The organism is Escherichia sp. MOD1-EC5433 (genome assembly GCF_002966005.1).
GTDB lineage: Bacteria > Pseudomonadota > Gammaproteobacteria > Enterobacterales > Enterobacteriaceae > Escherichia > Escherichia ruysiae.
On record NZ_PTRL01000007.1, the window covers coordinates 165,792 to 185,482 of the forward strand.

Annotated in this window: 20 protein-coding genes and 1 other annotated feature; of the genes, 12 read left to right on the forward strand and 8 right to left on the reverse strand. The window is 51.2% G+C overall.

The genetic code is table 11. The features are described from left to right. Positions 1-101: 101 nt before the first annotated feature. Positions 102-515, reverse strand: a complete 414-nt coding sequence (gene ibpA / locus C3D30_RS15540) for a small heat shock chaperone IbpA (protein ID WP_001243437.1) — start codon at positions 513-515, stop codon at positions 102-104. Then, positions 509-581 (reverse strand) — a sequence feature (ROSE (Repression Of Heat Shock gene Expression) occurs in the 5'-region of heat shock genes and acts as an RNA thermometer to modulate expression.). Its footprint overlaps the gene before it by 7 nt. 238 nt (positions 582-819) lie before the next feature. Between ibpA and C3D30_RS15545 the strand changes: the two genes are divergently transcribed. After that, positions 820-1,152: a YceK/YidQ family lipoprotein gene (locus C3D30_RS15545; RefSeq protein ID WP_064732606.1), complete on the forward strand. Its 333-nt coding sequence runs from the start codon at positions 820-822 to the stop codon at positions 1,150-1,152. On the opposite strand, the gene C3D30_RS15550 is transcribed toward C3D30_RS15545, so the two are convergent. Next, positions 1,153-2,367 (reverse strand): YidR family protein, encoded by a 1,215-nt coding sequence (locus C3D30_RS15550; protein WP_202861596.1) that lies wholly within the window; start codon positions 2,365-2,367, stop codon positions 1,153-1,155. A gap of 100 nt (positions 2,368-2,467) precedes the next feature. Between C3D30_RS15550 and cbrA the strand changes: the two genes are divergently transcribed. Together cbrA and C3D30_RS15560 are read left to right on the forward strand one after the other, a co-directional pair. Continuing rightward, positions 2,468-3,571, forward strand: coding sequence for a colicin M resistance lipid reductase CbrA (gene cbrA / locus C3D30_RS15555; RefSeq protein ID WP_105287115.1), 1,104 nt, complete (start codon positions 2,468-2,470; stop codon positions 3,569-3,571). Positions 3,572-3,624: 53 nt separating this feature from the next. Continuing rightward, positions 3,625-4,281: a YidX family protein gene (locus C3D30_RS15560; protein WP_105287098.1), complete on the forward strand. Its 657-nt coding sequence runs from the start codon at positions 3,625-3,627 to the stop codon at positions 4,279-4,281. A gap of 43 nt (positions 4,282-4,324) precedes the next feature. On the opposite strand, the gene yidA is transcribed toward C3D30_RS15560, so the two are convergent. The 6 genes from yidA to dnaA all read right to left on the reverse strand — a co-directional run bounded on the left by yidA (position 4,325) and on the right by dnaA (position 11,916). Beyond that, positions 4,325-5,137 (reverse strand): sugar-phosphatase, encoded by an 813-nt coding sequence (gene yidA / locus C3D30_RS15565; RefSeq protein ID WP_000985554.1) that lies wholly within the window; start codon positions 5,135-5,137, stop codon positions 4,325-4,327. 114 nt (positions 5,138-5,251) lie between these two features. Then, positions 5,252-5,650 carry a YidB family protein gene (locus C3D30_RS15570; protein ID WP_105287099.1) on the reverse strand — a complete coding sequence of 133 codons (399 nt, stop codon included), beginning with the start codon at positions 5,648-5,650 and terminating at the stop codon, positions 5,252-5,254. Between the two features lie 244 nt (positions 5,651-5,894). Continuing rightward, complete coding sequence (gene gyrB, locus C3D30_RS15575; protein ID WP_000072052.1) at positions 5,895-8,309, reverse strand: DNA topoisomerase (ATP-hydrolyzing) subunit B; 2,415 nt, start codon at positions 8,307-8,309, stop codon at positions 5,895-5,897. Between the two features lie 28 nt (positions 8,310-8,337). Next, entirely contained in the window at positions 8,338-9,411 is a 1,074-nt protein-coding gene (gene recF, locus C3D30_RS15580; RefSeq protein ID WP_000060089.1) for a DNA replication/repair protein RecF, read from the reverse strand. Further along, the gene (gene dnaN / locus C3D30_RS15585; RefSeq protein ID WP_000673456.1) at positions 9,411-10,511 is read right to left on the reverse strand and encodes a DNA polymerase III subunit beta; all 1,101 of its coding nucleotides are present in this window, start codon (positions 10,509-10,511) and stop codon (positions 9,411-9,413) included. The genes recF and dnaN overlap by 1 nt, the downstream gene beginning before the upstream one ends. Positions 10,512-10,515: 4 nt before the next feature. After that, positions 10,516-11,916, reverse strand: coding sequence for a chromosomal replication initiator protein DnaA (gene dnaA / locus C3D30_RS15590; protein ID WP_000059098.1), 1,401 nt, complete (start codon positions 11,914-11,916; stop codon positions 10,516-10,518). A 296-nt stretch (positions 11,917-12,212) separates the two neighbouring features. Between dnaA and C3D30_RS20875 the strand changes: the two genes are divergently transcribed. The 9 genes from C3D30_RS20875 (at position 12,213) to tnaB (ending at position 19,635) form a co-directional block, all read left to right on the forward strand. Then, positions 12,213-12,284, forward strand: a complete 72-nt coding sequence (locus C3D30_RS20875; RefSeq protein ID WP_123056761.1) for a hypothetical protein — start codon at positions 12,213-12,215, stop codon at positions 12,282-12,284. A gap of 238 nt (positions 12,285-12,522) precedes the next feature. Continuing rightward, entirely contained in the window at positions 12,523-12,663 is a 141-nt protein-coding gene (rpmH, locus tag C3D30_RS15595; RefSeq protein WP_000831330.1) for a 50S ribosomal protein L34, read from the forward strand. A 16-nt stretch (positions 12,664-12,679) separates the two neighbouring features. Beyond that, positions 12,680-13,039 (forward strand): ribonuclease P protein component, encoded by a 360-nt coding sequence (rnpA, locus tag C3D30_RS15600; RefSeq protein ID WP_000239730.1) that lies wholly within the window; start codon positions 12,680-12,682, stop codon positions 13,037-13,039. Further along, positions 13,003-13,260, forward strand: a complete 258-nt coding sequence (gene yidD / locus C3D30_RS15605) for a membrane protein insertion efficiency factor YidD (protein WP_001307474.1) — start codon at positions 13,003-13,005, stop codon at positions 13,258-13,260. Before rnpA ends, yidD begins: the two co-directional genes overlap by 37 nt. A gap of 2 nt (positions 13,261-13,262) precedes the next feature. Then, positions 13,263-14,909: a membrane protein insertase YidC gene (gene yidC / locus C3D30_RS15610; RefSeq protein ID WP_000378258.1), complete on the forward strand. Its 1,647-nt coding sequence runs from the start codon at positions 13,263-13,265 to the stop codon at positions 14,907-14,909. Between the two features lie 71 nt (positions 14,910-14,980). Beyond that, entirely contained in the window at positions 14,981-16,345 is a 1,365-nt protein-coding gene (gene mnmE / locus C3D30_RS15615) for a tRNA uridine-5-carboxymethylaminomethyl(34) synthesis GTPase MnmE (RefSeq protein WP_000019084.1), read from the forward strand. A 241-nt stretch (positions 16,346-16,586) separates the two neighbouring features. Beyond that, positions 16,587-16,661 (forward strand): tryptophanase leader peptide, encoded by a 75-nt coding sequence (gene tnaC, locus C3D30_RS15620; RefSeq protein ID WP_032147965.1) that lies wholly within the window; start codon positions 16,587-16,589, stop codon positions 16,659-16,661. Between the two features lie 220 nt (positions 16,662-16,881). After that, positions 16,882-18,297 (forward strand): tryptophanase, encoded by a 1,416-nt coding sequence (tnaA, locus tag C3D30_RS15625; RefSeq protein ID WP_105287100.1) that lies wholly within the window; start codon positions 16,882-16,884, stop codon positions 18,295-18,297. A gap of 90 nt (positions 18,298-18,387) precedes the next feature. Next, positions 18,388-19,635 carry a low affinity tryptophan permease TnaB gene (gene tnaB / locus C3D30_RS15630; protein ID WP_105287101.1) on the forward strand — a complete coding sequence of 416 codons (1,248 nt, stop codon included), beginning with the start codon at positions 18,388-18,390 and terminating at the stop codon, positions 19,633-19,635. Positions 19,636-19,691: the final 56 nt, after the last annotated feature.

Consider the following 19,691-nt stretch of genomic DNA (forward strand, 5'->3'; position numbering starts at 1 on the left):
CCTTCTAAGAAGCGAGTAAGTACCTGCAAATCCGAAGATTCGCATATGCTCCCTGACGGCGAGCATGGAAATGTCAGGCCGCGCCTGGCGGCCTTAGGGAATTAGTTGATTTCGATACGGCGCGGTTTTTTCGCTTCCGGGATCACACGTTCGAGATCGATATACAGCAGACCATTTACCAGGTTAGCACCACGAACATGAATGTTCTCGGCTAACTGGAATTTGCGTTCAAAGTTGCGTTCAGCGATGCCCTGGTACAGATAGGTGCGCTCTTTTTGTTCGTCAGCATGAGCACCTTTCACCACCAGCAGATTGTCCTGGGCGGTAATTTCCAGTTCACTCTCAGCAAAACCCGCGACTGCGATAGCAATGCGGTAATGGTTTTCGTCTACCAGTTCAACGTTATACGGAGGGTAGCCACCATTACTCTGGCTCTGGTTGTTTTCTAAGTGGTTAAACAAACGGTCAAATCCAATAGCAGAACGGTAAAGCGGGGATAAATCAAAGTTACGCATAATCAATAGCTCCTGAAATCAGCGAGAATATAAGACCTTCCACAATGGACAGGTCGGGTAGCCAGAACACCCATCAGGCGCGTTCTCATCAGCTACGGTATAAAAATGGGTCTGGATATGCACTTTTCAAGCCTTTCCAACGGACTTTTTTTTGCAGTTTGTGGTCTATTGCATAGACTGGAGGACAGCACGAAACGTTAAAGTGCGATAGCCGCCACAGTGCGACATGATGATGATGTTATTTTCGGCAAGGGATCGCTATAACACATCATGCCAACACCCACGATTAACAGATGAATTTATTATGATAAGAAATGTGTTGTTAGCGTCCATGATATGCAGCGGAATGACATTACTCGGAGGATGCTCCAGCGTAATGTCCCATACCGGAGGTAAGGAGGGAACGTATCCCGGCACCCGCGCTAGTGTCACCATGATTGGCGATGACACGACAAACTGGGGAACCAAATCGCTGGCGATTCTCGATATGCCATTTACCGCAGTCATGGACACACTTTTGCTGCCGTGGGATGCGTTCCGCAAAGACAGTTCGGTGCGCTCGCGCGTGGAAAAAAGCGAAGCCGATGCGCAAGCCATCAATGCCGTCATTCCACCAGCCAGAATGCCAGCGAACTGACTAGCGACCCGTTTCGGTGATCCACAGCTGACCTGCTTCCATCCACGCCAGCCATTTACCGTCCGGCGAGAAGACCACGGCGTCTGCCGAAGGTGGGTTGGCGTGATTATCAGTTAAATACTCAACCTCGCCACTTTGAGCATGGGCACAAGCAATCCGATTATCCAGCACAAAGCCCAACCATTCTCCTGACGGATGCCAGTTAAATGCAGACTGAATATCCGTTTTGTTATGAGTTAACTGGCGCGGCTCACCGCCCTTTGGCGAGATAAGCCACAGTTGCACAATGCCGTTATCATCACGCATTAAAAACGCGATTTGCGTCCCCTGCGGGTTACAGCGTACCCAGTGGCGCGGGATGTTGACTAACCCCGGATAAGTCCGATGGTGTGTAAAGGTTAAACGTCGCTGCACGACGCCGCGCGGTGGCGCAGGCAGGGTTGTTTCTGTTCCGCTTAACGGCGCATCACTTGTTGCTTTCCAGCCTGTTTCATCTTGCGGCAGCTCAACAATAAACAGCTCCGGCACTTTCTCGCCCTTTTGCGAAAGCGTGTCGCCAATAAACGCCAGTGCGTGGTTTCCTACCCATCCTTCTTCATAAGCGCGATTGATTTCATCACTGCCAGGCTGCGGCGTGGGCGTAGTTTTACTCACCAGCACGCACCAGTGGCTACCGCTGTATTCACGCGGATGCTGCTTTTGTACGTTGACCGGGCCAAACGGTGACGCCACCCCGACGTTTCGCAAATCCAGCGCCGAATCAAGTTCATGCATTACATGGTCGTTATAAGTAAAACTCACCATTTCACCGTTCGGGCTAAAAACATGCACATGGCTGCCGCCGCGTAGCGCCCCTGGAGTGTACGGAACGGTAATATCCATTGCATCGAGATTACTCACTTTGCCGCCTTCAGCAATCACACCTCGACGATGATGGAAATCGTAATGCCATATTTCATCAGGATTTTCAGGGCCGTGGATGAAGACATATTTCTCTGACTTCGGATGAACGGTCACCACGCCGACGTGTGCGCCCTGTGACGCCCGGTAGATAACCTCGACCTCGCCGGTATGGATATTCACGCGCTCAATGGTCTCGCCGGTAAACGACGCGCCAGAAGGGCGCACATCAAACACCAGCCACTGGCTGTCGGGTGTCCAGGTATTGGTATTGGTGAGCAAGTGATTTCGTGAAGCGTTGGTGAGTTGTTTCATGGCGTGATCCTGATACAAAACGGTTCCCGCCATCATACTTCACAAGGACTTCACTTTCAGACAATAGTCTTTTGCCATCGTGATGAATGTGAGTAAAAAGATGGAACATTTCGACGTGGCGATTATTGGCCTCGGCCCGGCAGGTTCGGCGCTGGCGCGGCAGTTAGCAGGCAAAATGCAGGTCATCGCACTGGATAAAAAGCACCAGTGCGGTACTGAAGGTTTCAGCAAGCCTTGTGGCGGTCTGTTGGCACCGGACGCACAGCGTTCTTTTATTCGCGATGGACTGACGCTTCCTGTCGATGTGATCGCCAATCCGCAGATTTTCAGCGTCAAAACCGTCGACGTCGCCGCATCGCTCACGCGTAACTACCAGCGAAGCTATATCAATATTAATCGCCATGCTTTCGACTTGTGGATGAAGTCACTGATCCCCGCCAGCGTTGAGGTTTACCACGACAGCCTGTGTCGAAAAATCTGGCGTGAGGATGATAAATGGCATGTCATTTTTCGCGCAGACGGCTGGGAGCAGCATATTACCGCCCGCTATCTGATCGGTGCCGATGGTGCCAACTCGATGGTGCGGCGACATCTCTACCCGGATCATCAGATTCGTAAATATGTCGCTATCCAGCAGTGGTTCGCAGAGAAACATCCGGTGCCGTTCTACTCCTGTATCTTTGATAATGCGATAACGGACTGTTATTCATGGAGTATTAGCAAAGACGGTTATTTTATCTTTGGCGGAGCCTATCCGATGAAAGACGGTCAGGCGCGTTTCGCGGCGCTGAAAGAAAAAATGAACGCCTTTCAGTTCCAGTTTGGCAAAGCGGTGAAAAGCGAAAAATGCACGGTGTTATTTCCCTCACGCTGGCAGGATTTTGTCTGCGGTAAGGACAACGCCTTTCTTATTGGTGAAGCGGCGGGATTCATCAGCGCCAGCTCGCTGGAGGGGATTAGCTATGCGCTCGATAGCGCAGACATTCTTCGTTCGGTATTGCTGAAGCAGCCAGAGAAGCTCAATGCCGCTTACTGGTGCGCCACCCGCAAATTGCGTTTAAAACTCTACGGCAAGATATTAAAAAGCCGATGCCTGACTGCACCTGCCTTAAGAAAGTGGATTATGCGCAGTGGTGTGGCGCATATTCCGCAGATGAATTGCGCCGGGCACTATTCTGAAAGCAGGATGCTTTATCCTAAATAAGTGAAAAGAAAGGTATGCTTTCAGCTGTTTCATTGTTGTTTAAAGGATTAATCATGGGTTTGAATTTTAAGGGATTTTTTAAGGCTGCCGGTTTGTGTTTTTTGGCATTTGCGTTGACCGGATGTATCACCTGGGGGTTGGTTTCCAATACCGCAAGCCGTCCACATGCCCAGCAATGGCGGTCAGACACGATTAAGGGGTTATCGCTGGCTGAAGACAGTAACGGAACGAAAGGCTATGTTTTTGTTGGCGAATCGCTGGACTACCTGTTGACCACCGGCGGCGGTGAGGTGGTTAAAATGCTGAACGATCCGGCAATTCATGGCGAAAGAATCACCGTTTCCGATAATGCGAAATTTATTTTAAGCAGCAGTGATACGAATTTTTCTGGTGCAATAACGCTCTATTACGACTGGGATAACGAGGAAGATAAAGCACTGGCGACACAATATGGCTTTGTGTGTGATTCTCAGCGTTGTACATGGATGCTGGACGGCCTGAAAGGCTCTATCCACCAGAAAAATAAAAAAGCGGATTACTCAAACGTGATGGTTTTCCATCAGCCCTTTACGGTGGGATTTTATGAGTACAAAACAACAAATGGCGTCCCGCGCGGACTCGCTAATGTGCTGCTGCCAGTCACCATTACGCTGGATATTGTGACTTCACCACTCCAGTTCCTGATTTTATGCACGACCAGAAATTGTTAATCGCTGCGGGCAAACACATTTATGCTGTTTGCCCGCCCATTGATTAATTCAGCACATACTTTTCGATTGCAAACGCCACTCCATCTTCCAGGTTGGATTTGGTGACAAAGTTCGCCGCTTCTTTCACCGAAGGAATAGCGTTATCCATCGCCACACCGATGCCTGCATATTCAATCATCGCGATGTCGTTTTCCTGATCGCCAATCGCCATAATTTCTTCCGGCTTAATGCCCAACACATCAGCCAGCGATTTCACGCCGGTGCCTTTATTGACGCGTTTATCGAGGATTTCGAGGAAGTACGGTGCACTTTTCAGCACGGTGTATTTCTCTTTTACTTCCTGCGGAATGCGCGCGATGGCCTGGTCGAGGATGGCGGGTTCATCAATCATCATCACTTTCAGGAACTGGGTATCAGGGTTCATTTTCTCCGCTTCGCAGAATACCAGCGGAATGGTGGCCACAAACGACTCATGCACCGTGTAGTAACTGATATCGCGGTTGGCGGTGTACAGCGTGGTGCGATCCAGCGCGTGGAAGTGAGAACCGACTTCACGAGAGAGTTTTTCCAGGAAACGGTAGTCGTCATAGCTGAGAGCGGTTTGCGCTACGGTGCTACCATCAGCGGCCTTCTGCACCAGCGCGCCATTGTAAGTAATGCAGTAGTCGCCCGGCTGTTCCATATGCAGTTCTTTCAGGTAGTTGTGAACGCCTGCATAAGGACGCCCTGTTGTCAGCACAACATTCACGCCACGGGCGCGAGCGGCGGCAATCGCGTTTTTAACAGCGGGAGAAATGGTGTGATCGGGCAGCAGAAGGGTGCCATCCATATCGATAGCAATGAGTTTGATAGCCATGAGTTCCCCAGGTAGATTGGTTCCTGACCCATGCTAACGCGATTCCGCTCAAAAATCAGTACAACACCCGAGGGAAAAGGGGGATGCAACGCGCGTTGCGTGCTCCCCTTTTGCTTAGCGGAAGAGTTTCCCTTTCAGCAACTCCATGCCTGCGGAAAGCAGAGCGTTATTGGCTTGTGGTGACACTTCACCCTGCGGCGAGAGGGCATCAATAATCTTCGGCAATTGTTCCGCCAGCATGTTGGAAGCAACACTGGTATCTACGCCGAGTTTTTGCCCGAGATCGGACACCGCGTTTGTGCCGAGCGCCGACTCCAGTTGCTCGCCGCTCACCGGCTGATTGCCTTGTTGATTACTCAACCAGGTTGAGAGAATGGCACCTAAACCGCCACTTTGCAGTTTTTCCAGCAGCACCTGGATGCCTCCCTGTTCCTCAACCCAACTTAAAATCGCCTGATATTTTCCCGCATCGCCTTTCAGAAAGGCACCGACAACTTCATCAAAAAGCCCCATGATATTCACCTGTAAAGCGTTACGTGTTGACTCAAAAAGTATAGTTCTGCGGGATGATAATTGCGGATTGCAGAAATAAAAAGAGCGGAGATTATCTCCACCCTTTTTATTACTTATAGCTTCTTACCGGATGTGGCGTAAATGCCTTATCCGACCTACAAAAAATTGCAAATTCAATATATTGCAGAAATCCTGTAGGCCTGATAACCGTAGCGCATCAGGCACGCGCGCATTGTTAATGCCATTAAATATCGATATTCGCCGCCTTCAGGGCGTTTTCTTCGATAAACGCACGACGCGGTTCTACGGCGTCGCCCATCAGCGTGGTGAACAGCTGGTCGGCGGCAATCGCATCCTTAACGGTAACGCGCAGCATACGACGGCTTTCCGGATCCATAGTGGTTTCCCACAGCTGTTCCGGGTTCATCTCGCCCAGACCTTTATAACGCTGGATGGAGAGGCCGCGACGGGACTCTTTCACCAGCCAGTCCAGCGCCTGCTCGAAGCTGGCTACCGGCTGACGACGTTCACCACGTTCAATAAACGCATCTTCTTCCAGCAAGCCACGCAGTTTCTCGCCCAGCGTGCAGATACGACGATATTCGCCGCCGGTGATAAACTCGTGATCCAGCGGATAGTCAGTATCCACGCCGTGGGTACGCACGCGAACAATCGGCTCGAACAGGTTTTTCTCGGCATTGGTGTGGACATCAAACTTCCACTGGCTGCCGTGCTGTTCTTTGTCGTTCAGTTCGCTGACCAGCGCGTTCACCCAGCGGGTCACAATCTGCTCGTCAGAGAGATCCGCTTCCGTCAGCGTCGGCTGATAGATAAGCTCTTTCAGCATTGCTTTCGGATAGCGACGTTCCATGCGAACGATCATTTTCTGCGCCGCATTGTACTCCGACACCAGTTTTTCTAACGCTTCGCCAGCTAAAGCTGGTGCACTGGCGTTGGTATGCAAAGATGCACCATCCAGAGCGATAGAAATTTGGTACTGATCCATCGCTTCATCGTCTTTAATGTACTGCTCTTGCTTGCCTTTCTTCACTTTGTACAGCGGCGGTTGAGCAATGTAGACATGACCGCGTTCGATGATTTCCGGCATCTGACGATAGAAGAAGGTCAACAGCAATGTACGAATGTGCGAGCCGTCGACGTCCGCATCGGTCATGATGATGATGCTGTGATAACGCAGTTTGTCCGGATTGTATTCGTCACGACCGATACCACAACCAAGCGCGGTGATAAGCGTCGCCACTTCCTGGGAAGCAAGCATCTTATCGAAACGGGCTTTCTCAACGTTGAGGATTTTACCCTTCAGCGGCAGAATCGCCTGGTTCTTGCGGTTACGCCCCTGTTTTGCAGAGCCGCCCGCAGAGTCCCCTTCCACAAGGTACAGTTCAGAAAGCGCCGGGTCGCGCTCCTGGCAGTCCGCCAGTTTGCCCGGCAGGCCAGCTAAGTCCAGCGCGCCTTTACGACGAGTCATTTCACGGGCGCGACGCGCAGCTTCACGCGCACGGGCAGCATCAATGATTTTGCCGACCACGATTTTCGCGTCAGTTGGGTTTTCCAGCAGGTATTCTGCCAGCAGTTCGTTCATCTGCTGTTCTACCGCCGATTTCACCTCAGAAGAAACCAGTTTGTCTTTGGTCTGGGAGGAGAATTTCGGGTCTGGTACTTTCACAGACACAACCGCAATCAGCCCTTCACGCGCATCGTCGCCGGTGGCGCTGACTTTGGCTTTTTTGCTGTAGCCTTCTTTGTCCATGTAGGCGTTCAGGGTACGGGTCATCGCCGCACGGAAACCTGCCAGGTGAGTACCACCGTCACGCTGCGGAATGTTGTTAGTAAAGCAGTAGATGTTTTCCTGGAAGCCATCGTTCCACTGCAATGCCACTTCGACGCCGATACCGTCTTTTTCGGTGGAGAAGTAGAAGATATTCGGGTGGATTGGCGTTTTGTTCTTGTTCAGATACTCGACAAACGCCTTGATACCACCTTCATAGTGGAAGTGGTCTTCTTTACCATCACGCTTGTCTTTCAGGCGAATGGAAACGCCGGAGTTGAGGAACGACAACTCACGCAGACGTTTCGCCAGGATTTCATATTCGAACTCGGTCACATTGGTGAAGGTTTCGAGGCTTGGCCAGAAACGTACCATAGTGCCGGTTTTATCGGTATCGCCGGTAACCGCCAGCGGTGCCTGCGGTACACCGTGCTCGTAGATCTGACGGTGAATTTTACCTTCACGCTGGATAACCAGCTCCAGTTTTTGCGACAGGGCGTTTACTACCGAAACACCAACGCCGTGCAGACCGCCGGACACTTTATAGGAGTTATCGTCAAATTTACCGCCTGCGTGCAGGACGGTCATGATCACTTCCGCCGCCGATACGCCCTCTTCCGGGTGAATACCGGTCGGAATACCGCGCCCGTCATCCTGTACGGAGACAGAGTTATCGGCGTGAATGGTGACGATAATTTCTTTACAGTGACCCGCGAGCGCTTCGTCGATAGCGTTATCTACCACCTCGAATACCATGTGGTGCAGACCGGTGCCGTCATCCGTGTCGCCGATATACATACCAGGGCGCTTACGCACCGCATCCAGCCCTTTCAGGACTTTGATACTGGAGGAGTCATAAGAATTCGACATCAACGTTTCTCGCTCATTTATACTTGGGTTAATCCGTTATTTTACCCTTTTCCACGGTAAACATCTTCGAATTTTCGTCCGACATGTCTATAACGTGTTCAGCACTGATCGCACTGACAAAGACCTGTGATTGCGTCGCTTTTAAGCGGCTGGCAAGCAGTCCGCGACGCTCATCATCAAGCTCAGAGGCAAAATCATCTATCAGGTAGAGACACCGCCGCCCGCTTTCACGGGTGAGGAACTCTCCTTGCGCCAGACGTAAGGCGCACATCAGCAGCTTTAGCTGCCCACGCGATAAGGTATCTTCCACCGGCGCACCGTCGGCGCGAATGCGTAAGTCCGCTTTGTGCGGGCCGTGCGCGGTGTAGGTTAGCTGGCGATCGCGTTCAAAATTACGTTCCAGCACCTCAGCGTACTCTGTCTCTTTCTCCCAGCCGCGCTGGAAAGAGAAAGTCAGAGAAAACTCAGGGAGAAATTGCTTACAGGTATCAGCCATATCAGCCGCGATACCGGCGCTATACTCCGCGCGCCAGGTGCTGATTTGCTCCGCCAGCGGGATCAGTTCTTTATCCCACGGGCGTAGCTGTTCGTAACGTGTCACCTGGCGCAGCGCCGCATTGCGCTGCTTGAGCAAACGCTTGAGATTGCTCCAGGCGGTGAAAAACCCGGGTTCGTTGTGAAAGCATCCCCAGTCGAGGAATGCTCTTCTGTATTTGGGGCCGCCGTTGAGTAAAGTAAACCCTTCTGGCGTTATCAGTTGCATCGGCATCAGGTGCGCCAGCTCCGCAACTTTATGCCCGTCAGTACCATCGATACGGACTTTGCTGTCGCCCTGTTTATCTTTGGTTAAGCCAATTGCCGTCTCACGCTCTTCACCCTGTAATCGCCCGTGGAGAATAAACGCCTCCTGCTCATGGCGAATGACGCGACCAATCTGCAAACTACGAAACGCCCGACCGTGACCGAGCGTATAGATGGCTTCCAGCACGCTGGTTTTGCCACTGCCGTTGGCACCCACCAGAAAGTTAAAGCCGGGAGATAAAGCGAGATCCGCGTTTTCGATATTGCGGAAATCGCGGATCAACAAGCGGGTGAGGGACATTACAGTCTCATTGGCATGACAACATAGGCAGCCGACTGTGATGCTGCATCTTCAATCTGTACGCTGGAAACCGAATCAGTCAGCATCATGCGCACGTTTTCGCATTTCAGCGCGTTCAGAACATCCAGCACATAGCTGACATTAAAGCCGATTTCCATCTCTGCGCCGCTGTAGGTGACGTCGAGGATCTCTTCCGCTTCTTCCTGTTCTGGGTTATTAGCGGTGATTTTCAGCTGATTTTCACTGACATACAGACGCACGCCACGGAATTTCTCGTTAGAGAGAATCGCCGCACGAGCAAAAGCCTGCTTGAGGAGATCGCAGCCTGCTTCCAGATGTTTGTCCGGGTTCTTCGGCAGAACGCGACGGTAATCCGGGAAGCGACCATCCACCAGTTTGGAGGTGAAAATAAAGTCGCCAACGTGAGCGCGAATGTTGTTGCTGCCAATTTGCACGCGCAGCGGATTGTCGCCGCCGTCGAGCATACGCATCAGTTCAATCACACCTTTACGCGGCACAATCACCGAATGACTCGGCAAAGACTGACCAATCGGCATTGAGCAGACCGCCAGACGGTGACCGTCGGTCGCCACGGTGCGCAGCTCTTCGCCTTCGGTTTCGAACAGCATACCGTTTAAATAATAGCGAACGTCCTGATGGGCCATGGAAAACTGGGTCGCTTCAATCAGACGCTTCATCGTCGCCTGCGGCAGGGTAAATTCAACTTCGCTCTGCCAGTCATCAAGGTTCGGGAAATCCGCCGCTGGCAGGGTAGAGAGTGAAAAGCGGCTACGCCCGGAGCGTACCAGCATCCGCTCACCTTCCAGTTGCACGGCGATTTCCGCGCCTTCAGGCAGACCACGGCAGATATCAAAGAATTTGCGCGCCGGAACGGTCGTCGCCCCTGGTTCGTGCGGCTGAATCAGCGCAACACGTGCCACCATTTCCATCTCGAGATCAGTACCGGTCAGCGACAACGTACCGTCAGCAACCTGTAACAGCAGATTACCGAGAATCGGCAGCGTAGGACGACCACCTAACGGACCGCTCACCTGTTGTAGCGGTTTTAATAAATGCTCACGTTCTACGGTAAATTTCATAGGATTAAGATGACAATGTTCTGATTAAATTTGAAAAATCTTCTTTGATATCATGGCTCTCTTCACGCAACTGCTCGATCTTACGGCAGGCATGAAGCACCGTCGTGTGGTCACGACCGCCAAACGCATCGCCGATCTCTGGCAGACTGTGGTTAGTCAGCTCTTTCGCCAGCGCCATCGCCATCTGGCGCGGACGCGCCACCGAGCGAGATCGACGCTTGGAAAGGAGATCTGCGACTTTGATCTTGTAGTACTCTGCCACCGTCTTCTGAATATTGTCGATGGTGACCAGTTTTTCCTGCAATGCCAGCAAGTCGCGCAGCGCCTCACGCACGAAGTCGATGGTGATCGCCCGTCCGGTAAAGTTAGCGTTAGCAATGACGCGGTTCAGCGCCCCTTCCAGCTCACGTACGTTAGATCGTAGACGCTTGGCGATAAAGAACGCCACTTCGCCCGGCAAACGAATGTCGTTTTCGTCAGCCTTTTTCATCAGGATCGCCACGCGAGTTTCCAGCTCTGGCGGTTCGATCGCCACAGTCAGTCCCCAGCCAAAGCGGGATTTCAAACGATCCTCAACGCCGTTGATCTCTTTCGGATAGCGATCCGAGGTGAGAATGATCTGCTGATTACCTTCAAGCAGGGCGTTGAAGGTGTGGAAAAACTCTTCCTGGGATCGTTCTTTATTAGCAAAAAACTGAATATCGTCGATCAGCAGCGCATCAACAGAACGGTAGTAGCGTTTAAACTCTTCAATCGCGTTGTTTTGCAGGGCTTTTACCATATCCTGCACAAAACGTTCGGAGTGCATATAAACAACTTTGGCATTGGGCTTGCGCGCCATAATGCCATTACCCACCGCATGGAGCAGGTGAGTTTTACCCAGCCCCGTGCCGCCATAAAGGAACAGCGGGTTATAGGCACCGCCAGGATTGTCTGCCACCTGGCGAGCCGCCGCGCGCGCCAGTTGGTTAGATTTACCTTCGACGAAGTTATCAAATGTATGTTTAACGTTAACGTTGGAACGATAGGTCGGTTCTGCCGGAGCCGGAACGTTATCCCAACCCGAGCGCGCCGCAGGTGCAGCACGTTGCGGTTGCACCTGAGCGGCCTGAGCTGGTGCAACGGTGTTACTGGCAGGGACTTTCAGCGTTTGTGTCACGGGCTTTGTGCCCACTTCAAAACGCAGCTGTGGGGCATCCGCTCCGCAGAAACTGGTTAGCAGTCCATTGATATTATTGAGGTACTTGTCCCGTACCCAGTCGAGGACAAAACGGTTTGGCGCGTACAAGGCCAGCGTGTTATCGCTCAGTTCCGCCTGCAATGGGCGTATCCACATACTAAATTCTGTGGCTGGTAACTCATCCTGCAATCGGGCAAGACACTGCTGCCAAAGCGAAAGTGACACGGCGGACTCCACTCGAACAAAAGTCGATTATGACTAAGGCTGAAACATTCATGATTGTTGACGCACGTCGAAAAGACCCTGCATGAGGGTGACGCACGAACCGCTGTCTGCGGTTATATGCCCGATCAAGATCCTGCAAAACGATCGGGACCGAGGATCATAGCCTAAACTGCGCAAGAGATCTTCTGTTTCTCACAGATTTTCCCGATTTATCCACAGGGCTTTCCAGAACCCGTTAAGTGTAAACGATCCAGGCACAAGGCGGGCACGATTTAGGCCGCATATTGGAAAATTTAATGACCATAAACAAAATTAGTCTTAATCGATCTAATAAAGATCCTGAGCGATCCTTGCGCTTTACCTGGTAGCCCGTATAATCCTCCACCCGGCGCGCAATGCTGGTTTTCACCGGTATACAGTTGCACTTTTTCCCTGTGAAAAGGTGCGCAAAAGCGCGGTAAATAAGGAAAGAGAATTGACTCCGGAGTGTACAATTATTACAATCCGGCCTCTTTAATCACCCATGGCTTCGGTGTCCATCGTTCGATTTTCGGACGGATATCCAATAAAGCCATTGAATTTATTCAAGTTTAGGTAGAAATCGCCATGAAACGCACTTTTCAACCGTCTGTACTGAAGCGCAACCGTTCTCACGGCTTCCGTGCTCGTATGGCTACTAAAAATGGTCGTCAGGTACTGGCACGTCGTCGTGCTAAAGGCCGTGCTCGTCTGACCGTTTCTAAGTAATAAAGCTAACCCCTGAGTGGTTAAGCTCGCATTTCCCAGGGAGTTACGCTTGTTAACTCCCAGTCAATTCACATTCGTCTTCCAGCAGCCACAACGGGCTGGCACGCCGCAAATCACCATCCTCGGCCGCCTGAATTCGCTGGGGCATCCCCGTATCGGTCTTACAGTCGCCAAGAAAAACGTTCGACGAGCGCATGAACGCAATCGGATTAAACGTCTGACGCGTGAAAGCTTCCGTCTACGCCAACATGAACTCCCGGCTATGGATTTCGTGGTGGTGGCGAAAAAAGGGGTTGCCGACCTCGATAACCGTGCTCTCTCGGAAGCGTTGGAAAAATTATGGCGCCGCCACTGTCGCCTGGCTCGCGGGTCCTGATAGCCCTCATTCGGGTCTACCAACGCCTGATTAGTCCGCTACTCGGGCCGCATTGTCGTTTCACTCCAACCTGTTCAAGCTACGGAATTGAGGCATTGCGCAGGTTTGGAGTGATAAAAGGCAGTTGGTTGACGGTGAAACGCGTATTAAAATGCCACCCTTTACACCCTGGTGGTGACGATCCCGTCCCGCCCGGACCATTTGATACCAGAGAACACTAACGATGGATTCGCAACGCAATCTTTTAGTCATCGCTTTGCTGTTCGTGTCTTTCATGATCTGGCAAGCCTGGGAGCAGGATAAAAACCCGCAACCTCAGGCTCAACAGACCACGCAGACAACGACCACCGCAGCGGGTAGCGCCGCCGACCAGGGCGTACCGGCCAGTGGCCAGGGGAAACTGATTTCGGTTAAAACCGACGTGCTTGATCTGACCATCAACACCCGTGGTGGTGATGTTGAGCAGGCCCTGCTGCCGGCTTACCCGAAAGAACTGAACTCTACCCAGCCGTTCCAGCTGCTGGAAACCTCACCGCAGTTTATTTATCAGGCACAGAGCGGTCTGACCGGTCGTGATGGCCCGGATAACCCGGCTAATGGCCCGCGTCCGCTGTATAACGTCGAAAAAGACGCTTATGTGCTGGCGGAAGGTCAAAACGAACTGCAGGTGCCGATGACGTATACCGACGCGGCAGGCAACACGTTTACCAAAACGTTTGTCCTGAAACGTGGTGATTACGCTGTCAACGTCAACTACAACGTGCAGAACGCTGGCGAAAAACCGCTGGAGATCTCCACTTTTGGTCAGTTGAAGCAATCCATCACTCTGCCACCGCATCTCGATACCGGAAGCAGCAACTTTGCGCTGCATACCTTCCGTGGCGCGGCGTACTCCACGCCTGACGAGAAGTACGAGAAATACAAGTTCGATACTATTGCTGACAACGAAAACCTGAACATCTCTTCGAAAGGTGGTTGGGTTGCGATGCTGCAACAGTATTTCGCAACTGCATGGATCCCGCATAACGACGGCACCAACAACTTCTATACCGCTAATCTGGGTAACGGCATTGCCGCTATCGGCTATAAGTCTCAGCCGGTACTGGTTCAGCCAGGTCAGACTGGCGCGATGAACAGCACCCTGTGGGTTGGCCCGGAAATCCAGGACAAAATGGCGGCCGTTGCTCCGCACCTGGATCTGACCGTTGATTACGGTTGGTTGTGGTTCATCTCTCAGCCGCTGTTCAAACTGCTGAAATGGATCCATAGCTTTGTGGGTAACTGGGGCTTCTCCATTATCATCATCACCTTTATCGTTCGTGGCATCATGTACCCGCTGACCAAAGCGCAGTACACCTCCATGGCGAAGATGCGTATGCTGCAGCCGAAGATTCAGGCAATGCGTGAGCGTCTGGGCGATGACAAACAGCGTATCAGCCAGGAAATGATGGCGCTGTATAAAGCTGAGAAGGTTAACCCGCTGGGCGGCTGCTTCCCGCTGCTGATCCAGATGCCAATCTTCCTGGCGTTGTACTACATGCTGATGGGTTCCGTTGAGCTGCGCCAGGCGCCGTTTGCACTGTGGATCCACGACCTGTCTGCACAGGACCCGTACTACATCCTGCCGATCCTGATGGGCGTAACGATGTTCTTCATTCAGAAGATGTCGCCGACCACCGTGACCGACCCGATGCAGCAGAAGATCATGACCTTCATGCCGGTCATCTTCACCGTGTTCTTCCTGTGGTTCCCGTCAGGTCTGGTGCTGTACTATATCGTCAGCAACCTGGTAACCATTATTCAGCAGCAGCTGATTTACCGTGGTCTGGAAAAACGTGGTCTGCATAGCCGCGAGAAGAAAAAATCCTGATTCGGTGAGTTTTCGCTAAAATAAGGGCGGTCAGTTGACCGCCTTTTTTATTTGTATTGATGAGATAAACCATGAGCCATAACGACACTATCGTCGCCCAGGCAACCCCACCGGGACGCGGTGGTGTGGGCATCCTGCGCATCTCCGGCCTCAAAGCCCGTGAAGTTGCCGAAACCGTGCTGGGTAAATTGCCGAAGCCGCGCTACGCCGATTATCTTCCGTTCAAAGACGCCGACGGCAGCGTGCTGGATCAGGGCATCGCGCTATGGTTCCCTGGCCCGAACTCGTTCACCGGTGAAGATGTGCTGGAACTGCAAGGTCATGGCGGTCCGGTCATCCTCGACCTGCTGTTAAAACGTATTCTGACCATTCCTGGACTGCGGATTGCTCGCCCTGGTGAGTTTTCAGAACGCGCGTTTCTTAACGATAAACTCGATTTAGCCCAGGCCGAAGCGATTGCGGATCTTATCGACGCCAGCTCAGAACAGGCGGCTCGTTCGGCGCTTAACTCACTGCAAGGCGCGTTCTCCGCACGGGTCAATCATCTGGTTGAAGCCCTCACCCACTTGCGCATTTACGTCGAAGCGGCGATTGATTTCCCCGATGAAGAGATCGATTTCCTCTCCGACGGTAAAATTGAAGCCCAGCTCAATGACGTGATTGCCGATCTCGATGCAGTACGTGCAGAAGCACGTCAGGGCAGTCTGCTGCGCGAAGGGATGAAGGTGGTGATTGCCGGGCGTCCTAACGCCGGTAAATCGAGCCTGTTAAACGCGCTGGCAGGGCGTGAAGCGGCAATAGTGACTGATATCGCCGGAACCACGCGTGACGTGCTGCGTGAGCATATCCACATTGACGGAATGCCACTGCATATCATCGATACCGCCGGGCTACGTGAAGCCAGCGATGAAGTTGAACGTATTGGTATCGAGCGAGCGTGGCAGGAAATTGAACAGGCCGACCGCGTGCTGTTTATGGTTGATGGCACGACGACAGACGCCGTTGATCCGGCAGAAATCTGGCCGGAATTTATCGCCCGTCTGCCTGCGAAACTACCGATCACTGTTGTGCGCAATAAAGCTGATATCACCGGCGAAACGCTGGGAATGAGCGAAGTGAACGGTCACGCGTTGATTCGTCTCTCTGCAAGGACTGGCGAAGGCGTGGATGTGTTGCGTAACCATCTCAAACAGAGCATGGGTTTCGACACAAATATGGAAGGTGGTTTCCTGGCGCGCCGTCGTCACCTGCAGGCGCTGGAACAAGCGGCGGAGCATCTGCAACAGGGCAAAGCGCAACTGTTAGGTGCATGGGCGGGTGAATTGCTTGCGGAAGAACTACGCCTGGCACAGCAAAACTTAAGCGAAATCACCGGGGAATTTACTTCTGACGATCTGCTGGGGCGAATTTTCTCCAGCTTCTGTATCGGTAAGTAACCCGTACCTACAAAGCCGCATCCAGATTGCCTGATGCGGCTTTGCTTTCTTGTTAGCACTCTTATTATTACTCAACCCTTTTTATAAACCTTAGCCTTCTTACGTAACTTATTTTCTTAAAAAAGCATTTAATATTGTTTCGCAACCGTTTGTGATTCGATTCACATTTAAACAATTTCAGAATAGACAAAAATCTTGAGTATTATACTGTAACGTTGTGTCTTTCGAGGATAAGTACATTATGAATACTTTACATATATGTGTGACCTCAAAGTGGTTTAATATTGACAACAGAATTGTCGATCACCGCCCTTAATTTGCCCTTCTGTAGCCATCATCAGAGTCAAACCGAATTAGATTCAATGTGATCTATGAGTTTGCTACGTCTTTATTTTCTTTTTTTATATACGCTATTACTGATTTAATTGCTTTCTTAAAGCAGTAACGGTTCTTGTATATATGTGGGAAATTAATAGATATTGCAAATGTAATATTCACAGGGATCACTGCAATTAAAATAAATGAAGGATTATGCAATGGAAAACTTTAAACACCTCCCTGAACCGTTCCGCATTCGTGTTATTGAACCAGTAAAACGTACCACTCGTGCTTACCGTGAAGAAGCGATTATTAAATCCGGTATGAACCCATTTCTGCTGGATAGCGAAGATGTGTTTATCGATTTACTGACCGACAGTGGCACTGGGGCGGTGACGCAGAGTATGCAGGCAGCGATGATGCGCGGCGACGAAGCCTACAGCGGCAGCCGCAGCTACTACGCATTAGCCGAGTCAGTGAAGAATATCTTTGGTTATCAATACACTATTCCAACTCACCAGGGTCGTGGTGCAGAGCAAATCTACATTCCGGTACTGATTAAAAAACGCGAGCAGGAAAAAAGTCTGGATCGCAGCAAAATGGTGGCGTTCTCTAACTATTTCTTCGACACCACTCAGGGCCATAGCCAGATTAACGGCTGTACCGTGCGTAACGTCTATATCAAAGAAGCCTTCGATACTGGCGTGCGTTACGACTTTAAAGGTAACTTTGACCTCGAAGGTTTAGAACGCGGTATTGAAGAAGTTGGCCCGAATAACGTGCCGTATATCGTTGCTACCATCACCAGTAACTCCGCAGGCGGTCAGCCGGTATCTCTGGCAAATATGAAAGCGATGTACAGCATTGCGAAGAAATATGACATTCCTGTAGTGATGGACTCCGCGCGCTTTGCTGAAAACGCCTATTTCATCAAGCAACGTGAAGCTGAATACAAAAACTGGACTATCGAGCAGATTACCCGCGAAACCTACAAATATGCCGATATGCTGGCAATGTCCGCCAAGAAAGATGCGATGGTGCCGATGGGCGGCCTGCTGTGCGTGAAAGACGACAGCTTCTTCGATGTCTATACCGAGTGCAGAACCCTTTGCGTGGTGCAGGAAGGCTTCCCGACTTATGGTGGGCTGGAAGGCGGCGCGATGGAGCGTCTGGCGGTAGGTCTGTATGACGGCATGAATCTGGACTGGCTGGCTTATCGTATCGCGCAGGTGCAGTATCTGGTCGATGGTCTGGAAGAGATTGGCGTTGTCTGCCAGCAAGCGGGCGGTCACGCGGCATTCGTTGATGCCGGTAAACTGTTGCCGCATATTCCGGCAGATCAGTTCCCGGCACAGGCGCTGGCGTGCGAGCTGTATAAAGTCGCCGGTATCCGTGCGGTAGAAATTGGGTCTTTCCTGTTAGGCCGCGATCCGAAAACCGGTAAACAACTGCCGTGCCCGGCAGAATTGCTGCGTTTAACCATTCCACGCGCAACCTATACTCAAACACATATGGACTTTATTATTGAAGCCTTCAAACATGTGAAAGAAAATGCAGCCAATATTAAAGGATTGACCTTTACCTACGAACCGAAAGTATTGCGTCACTTCACCGCAAAACTGAAAGAAGTTTAATTAATACACTCAGAGTGGCTATAAGGATGTTAGCCACTCCATTCCCTACATCCTCAATAACAAAAATAGCCTTCCTCTAAAGGTGGCATCATGACTGAACAAGCAGAAAAAAAACACTCTGCATTTTGGGGTGTTATGGTTATAGCAGGTACAGTAATCGGTGGAGGTATGTTTGCTTTACCTGTTGATCTTGCCGGCGCCTGGTTTTTCTGGGGTGCCTTTATCCTTATCATTGCCTGGTTTTCAATGCTACATTCTGGGTTACTATTATTAGAAGCAAATTTAAATTATCCCGTCGGCTCCAGTTTTAATACCATCACTAAAGATTTAATCGGTAACACCTGGAACATTATCAGCGGCATTACCGTTGCCTTCGTTCTCTATATTCTCACTTACGCCTATATCTCTGCTAACGGCGCGATCATTAGCGAAACGATATCAATGAATTTGGGCTACCATGCCAATCCCCGCATTGTCGGGATCTGCACGGCCATTTTCGTCGCCAGCGTATTATGGATAAGTTCGTTAGCCGCCAGCCGTATTACCTCATTGTTCCTCGGTCTGAAGATTATCTCCTTTGTCATTGTGTTTGGCTCTTTCTTCTTCCAGGTCGATTATTCCGTTCTACGTGATGCCACCAGCACGACTGCGGGGACGTCTTACTTCCCGTACATTTTTATGGCTCTGCCAGTGTGCCTTGCGTCATTTGGTTTCCACGGCAATATTCCCAGCCTGATTATTTGCTATGGCAAACGCAAAGATAAGCTAATCAAAAGCGTGGTTTTCGGTTCGCTGCTGGCACTGGTGATTTATCTCTTCTGGCTGTATTGCACGATGGGGAATATTCCGCGTGAAAGTTTTAAAGCGATTATCTCCTCCGGCGGCAACGTCGATTCACTGGTGAAATCGTTCCTCGGCACCAAACAACATGGCATTATCGAGTTTTGCCTGCTGGTGTTCTCTAACTTGGCTGTCGCCAGTTCGTTCTTTGGCGTCACGCTGGGATTGTTCGATTATCTGGCGGATCTGTTTAAGATTGATAACTCCCACGCCGGTCGTTTCAAAACCGTGCTGTTAACCTTCCTGCCACCAGCGTTGTTGTATCTGGTCTTCCCGAACGGCTTTATTTACGGGATCGGCGGTGCCGGGCTGTGCGCCACCATCTGGGCGGTCATTATCCCTGCGGTACTGGCAATCAAAGCCCGCAAGAAGTTTCCCAACCAGATGTTCACGGTTTGGGGCGGCAATCTCATTCCAGCGATTGTTATCCTCTTTGGCATAGCCGTGATTTTGTGCTGGTTCGGTAACGTCTTTAACGTGTTACCTAAATTTGGCTAAGCTCTTCAAGAAGTCAGCGAACATTCGCTGGCTTCTTGCCTGCCAGGAAATCACTC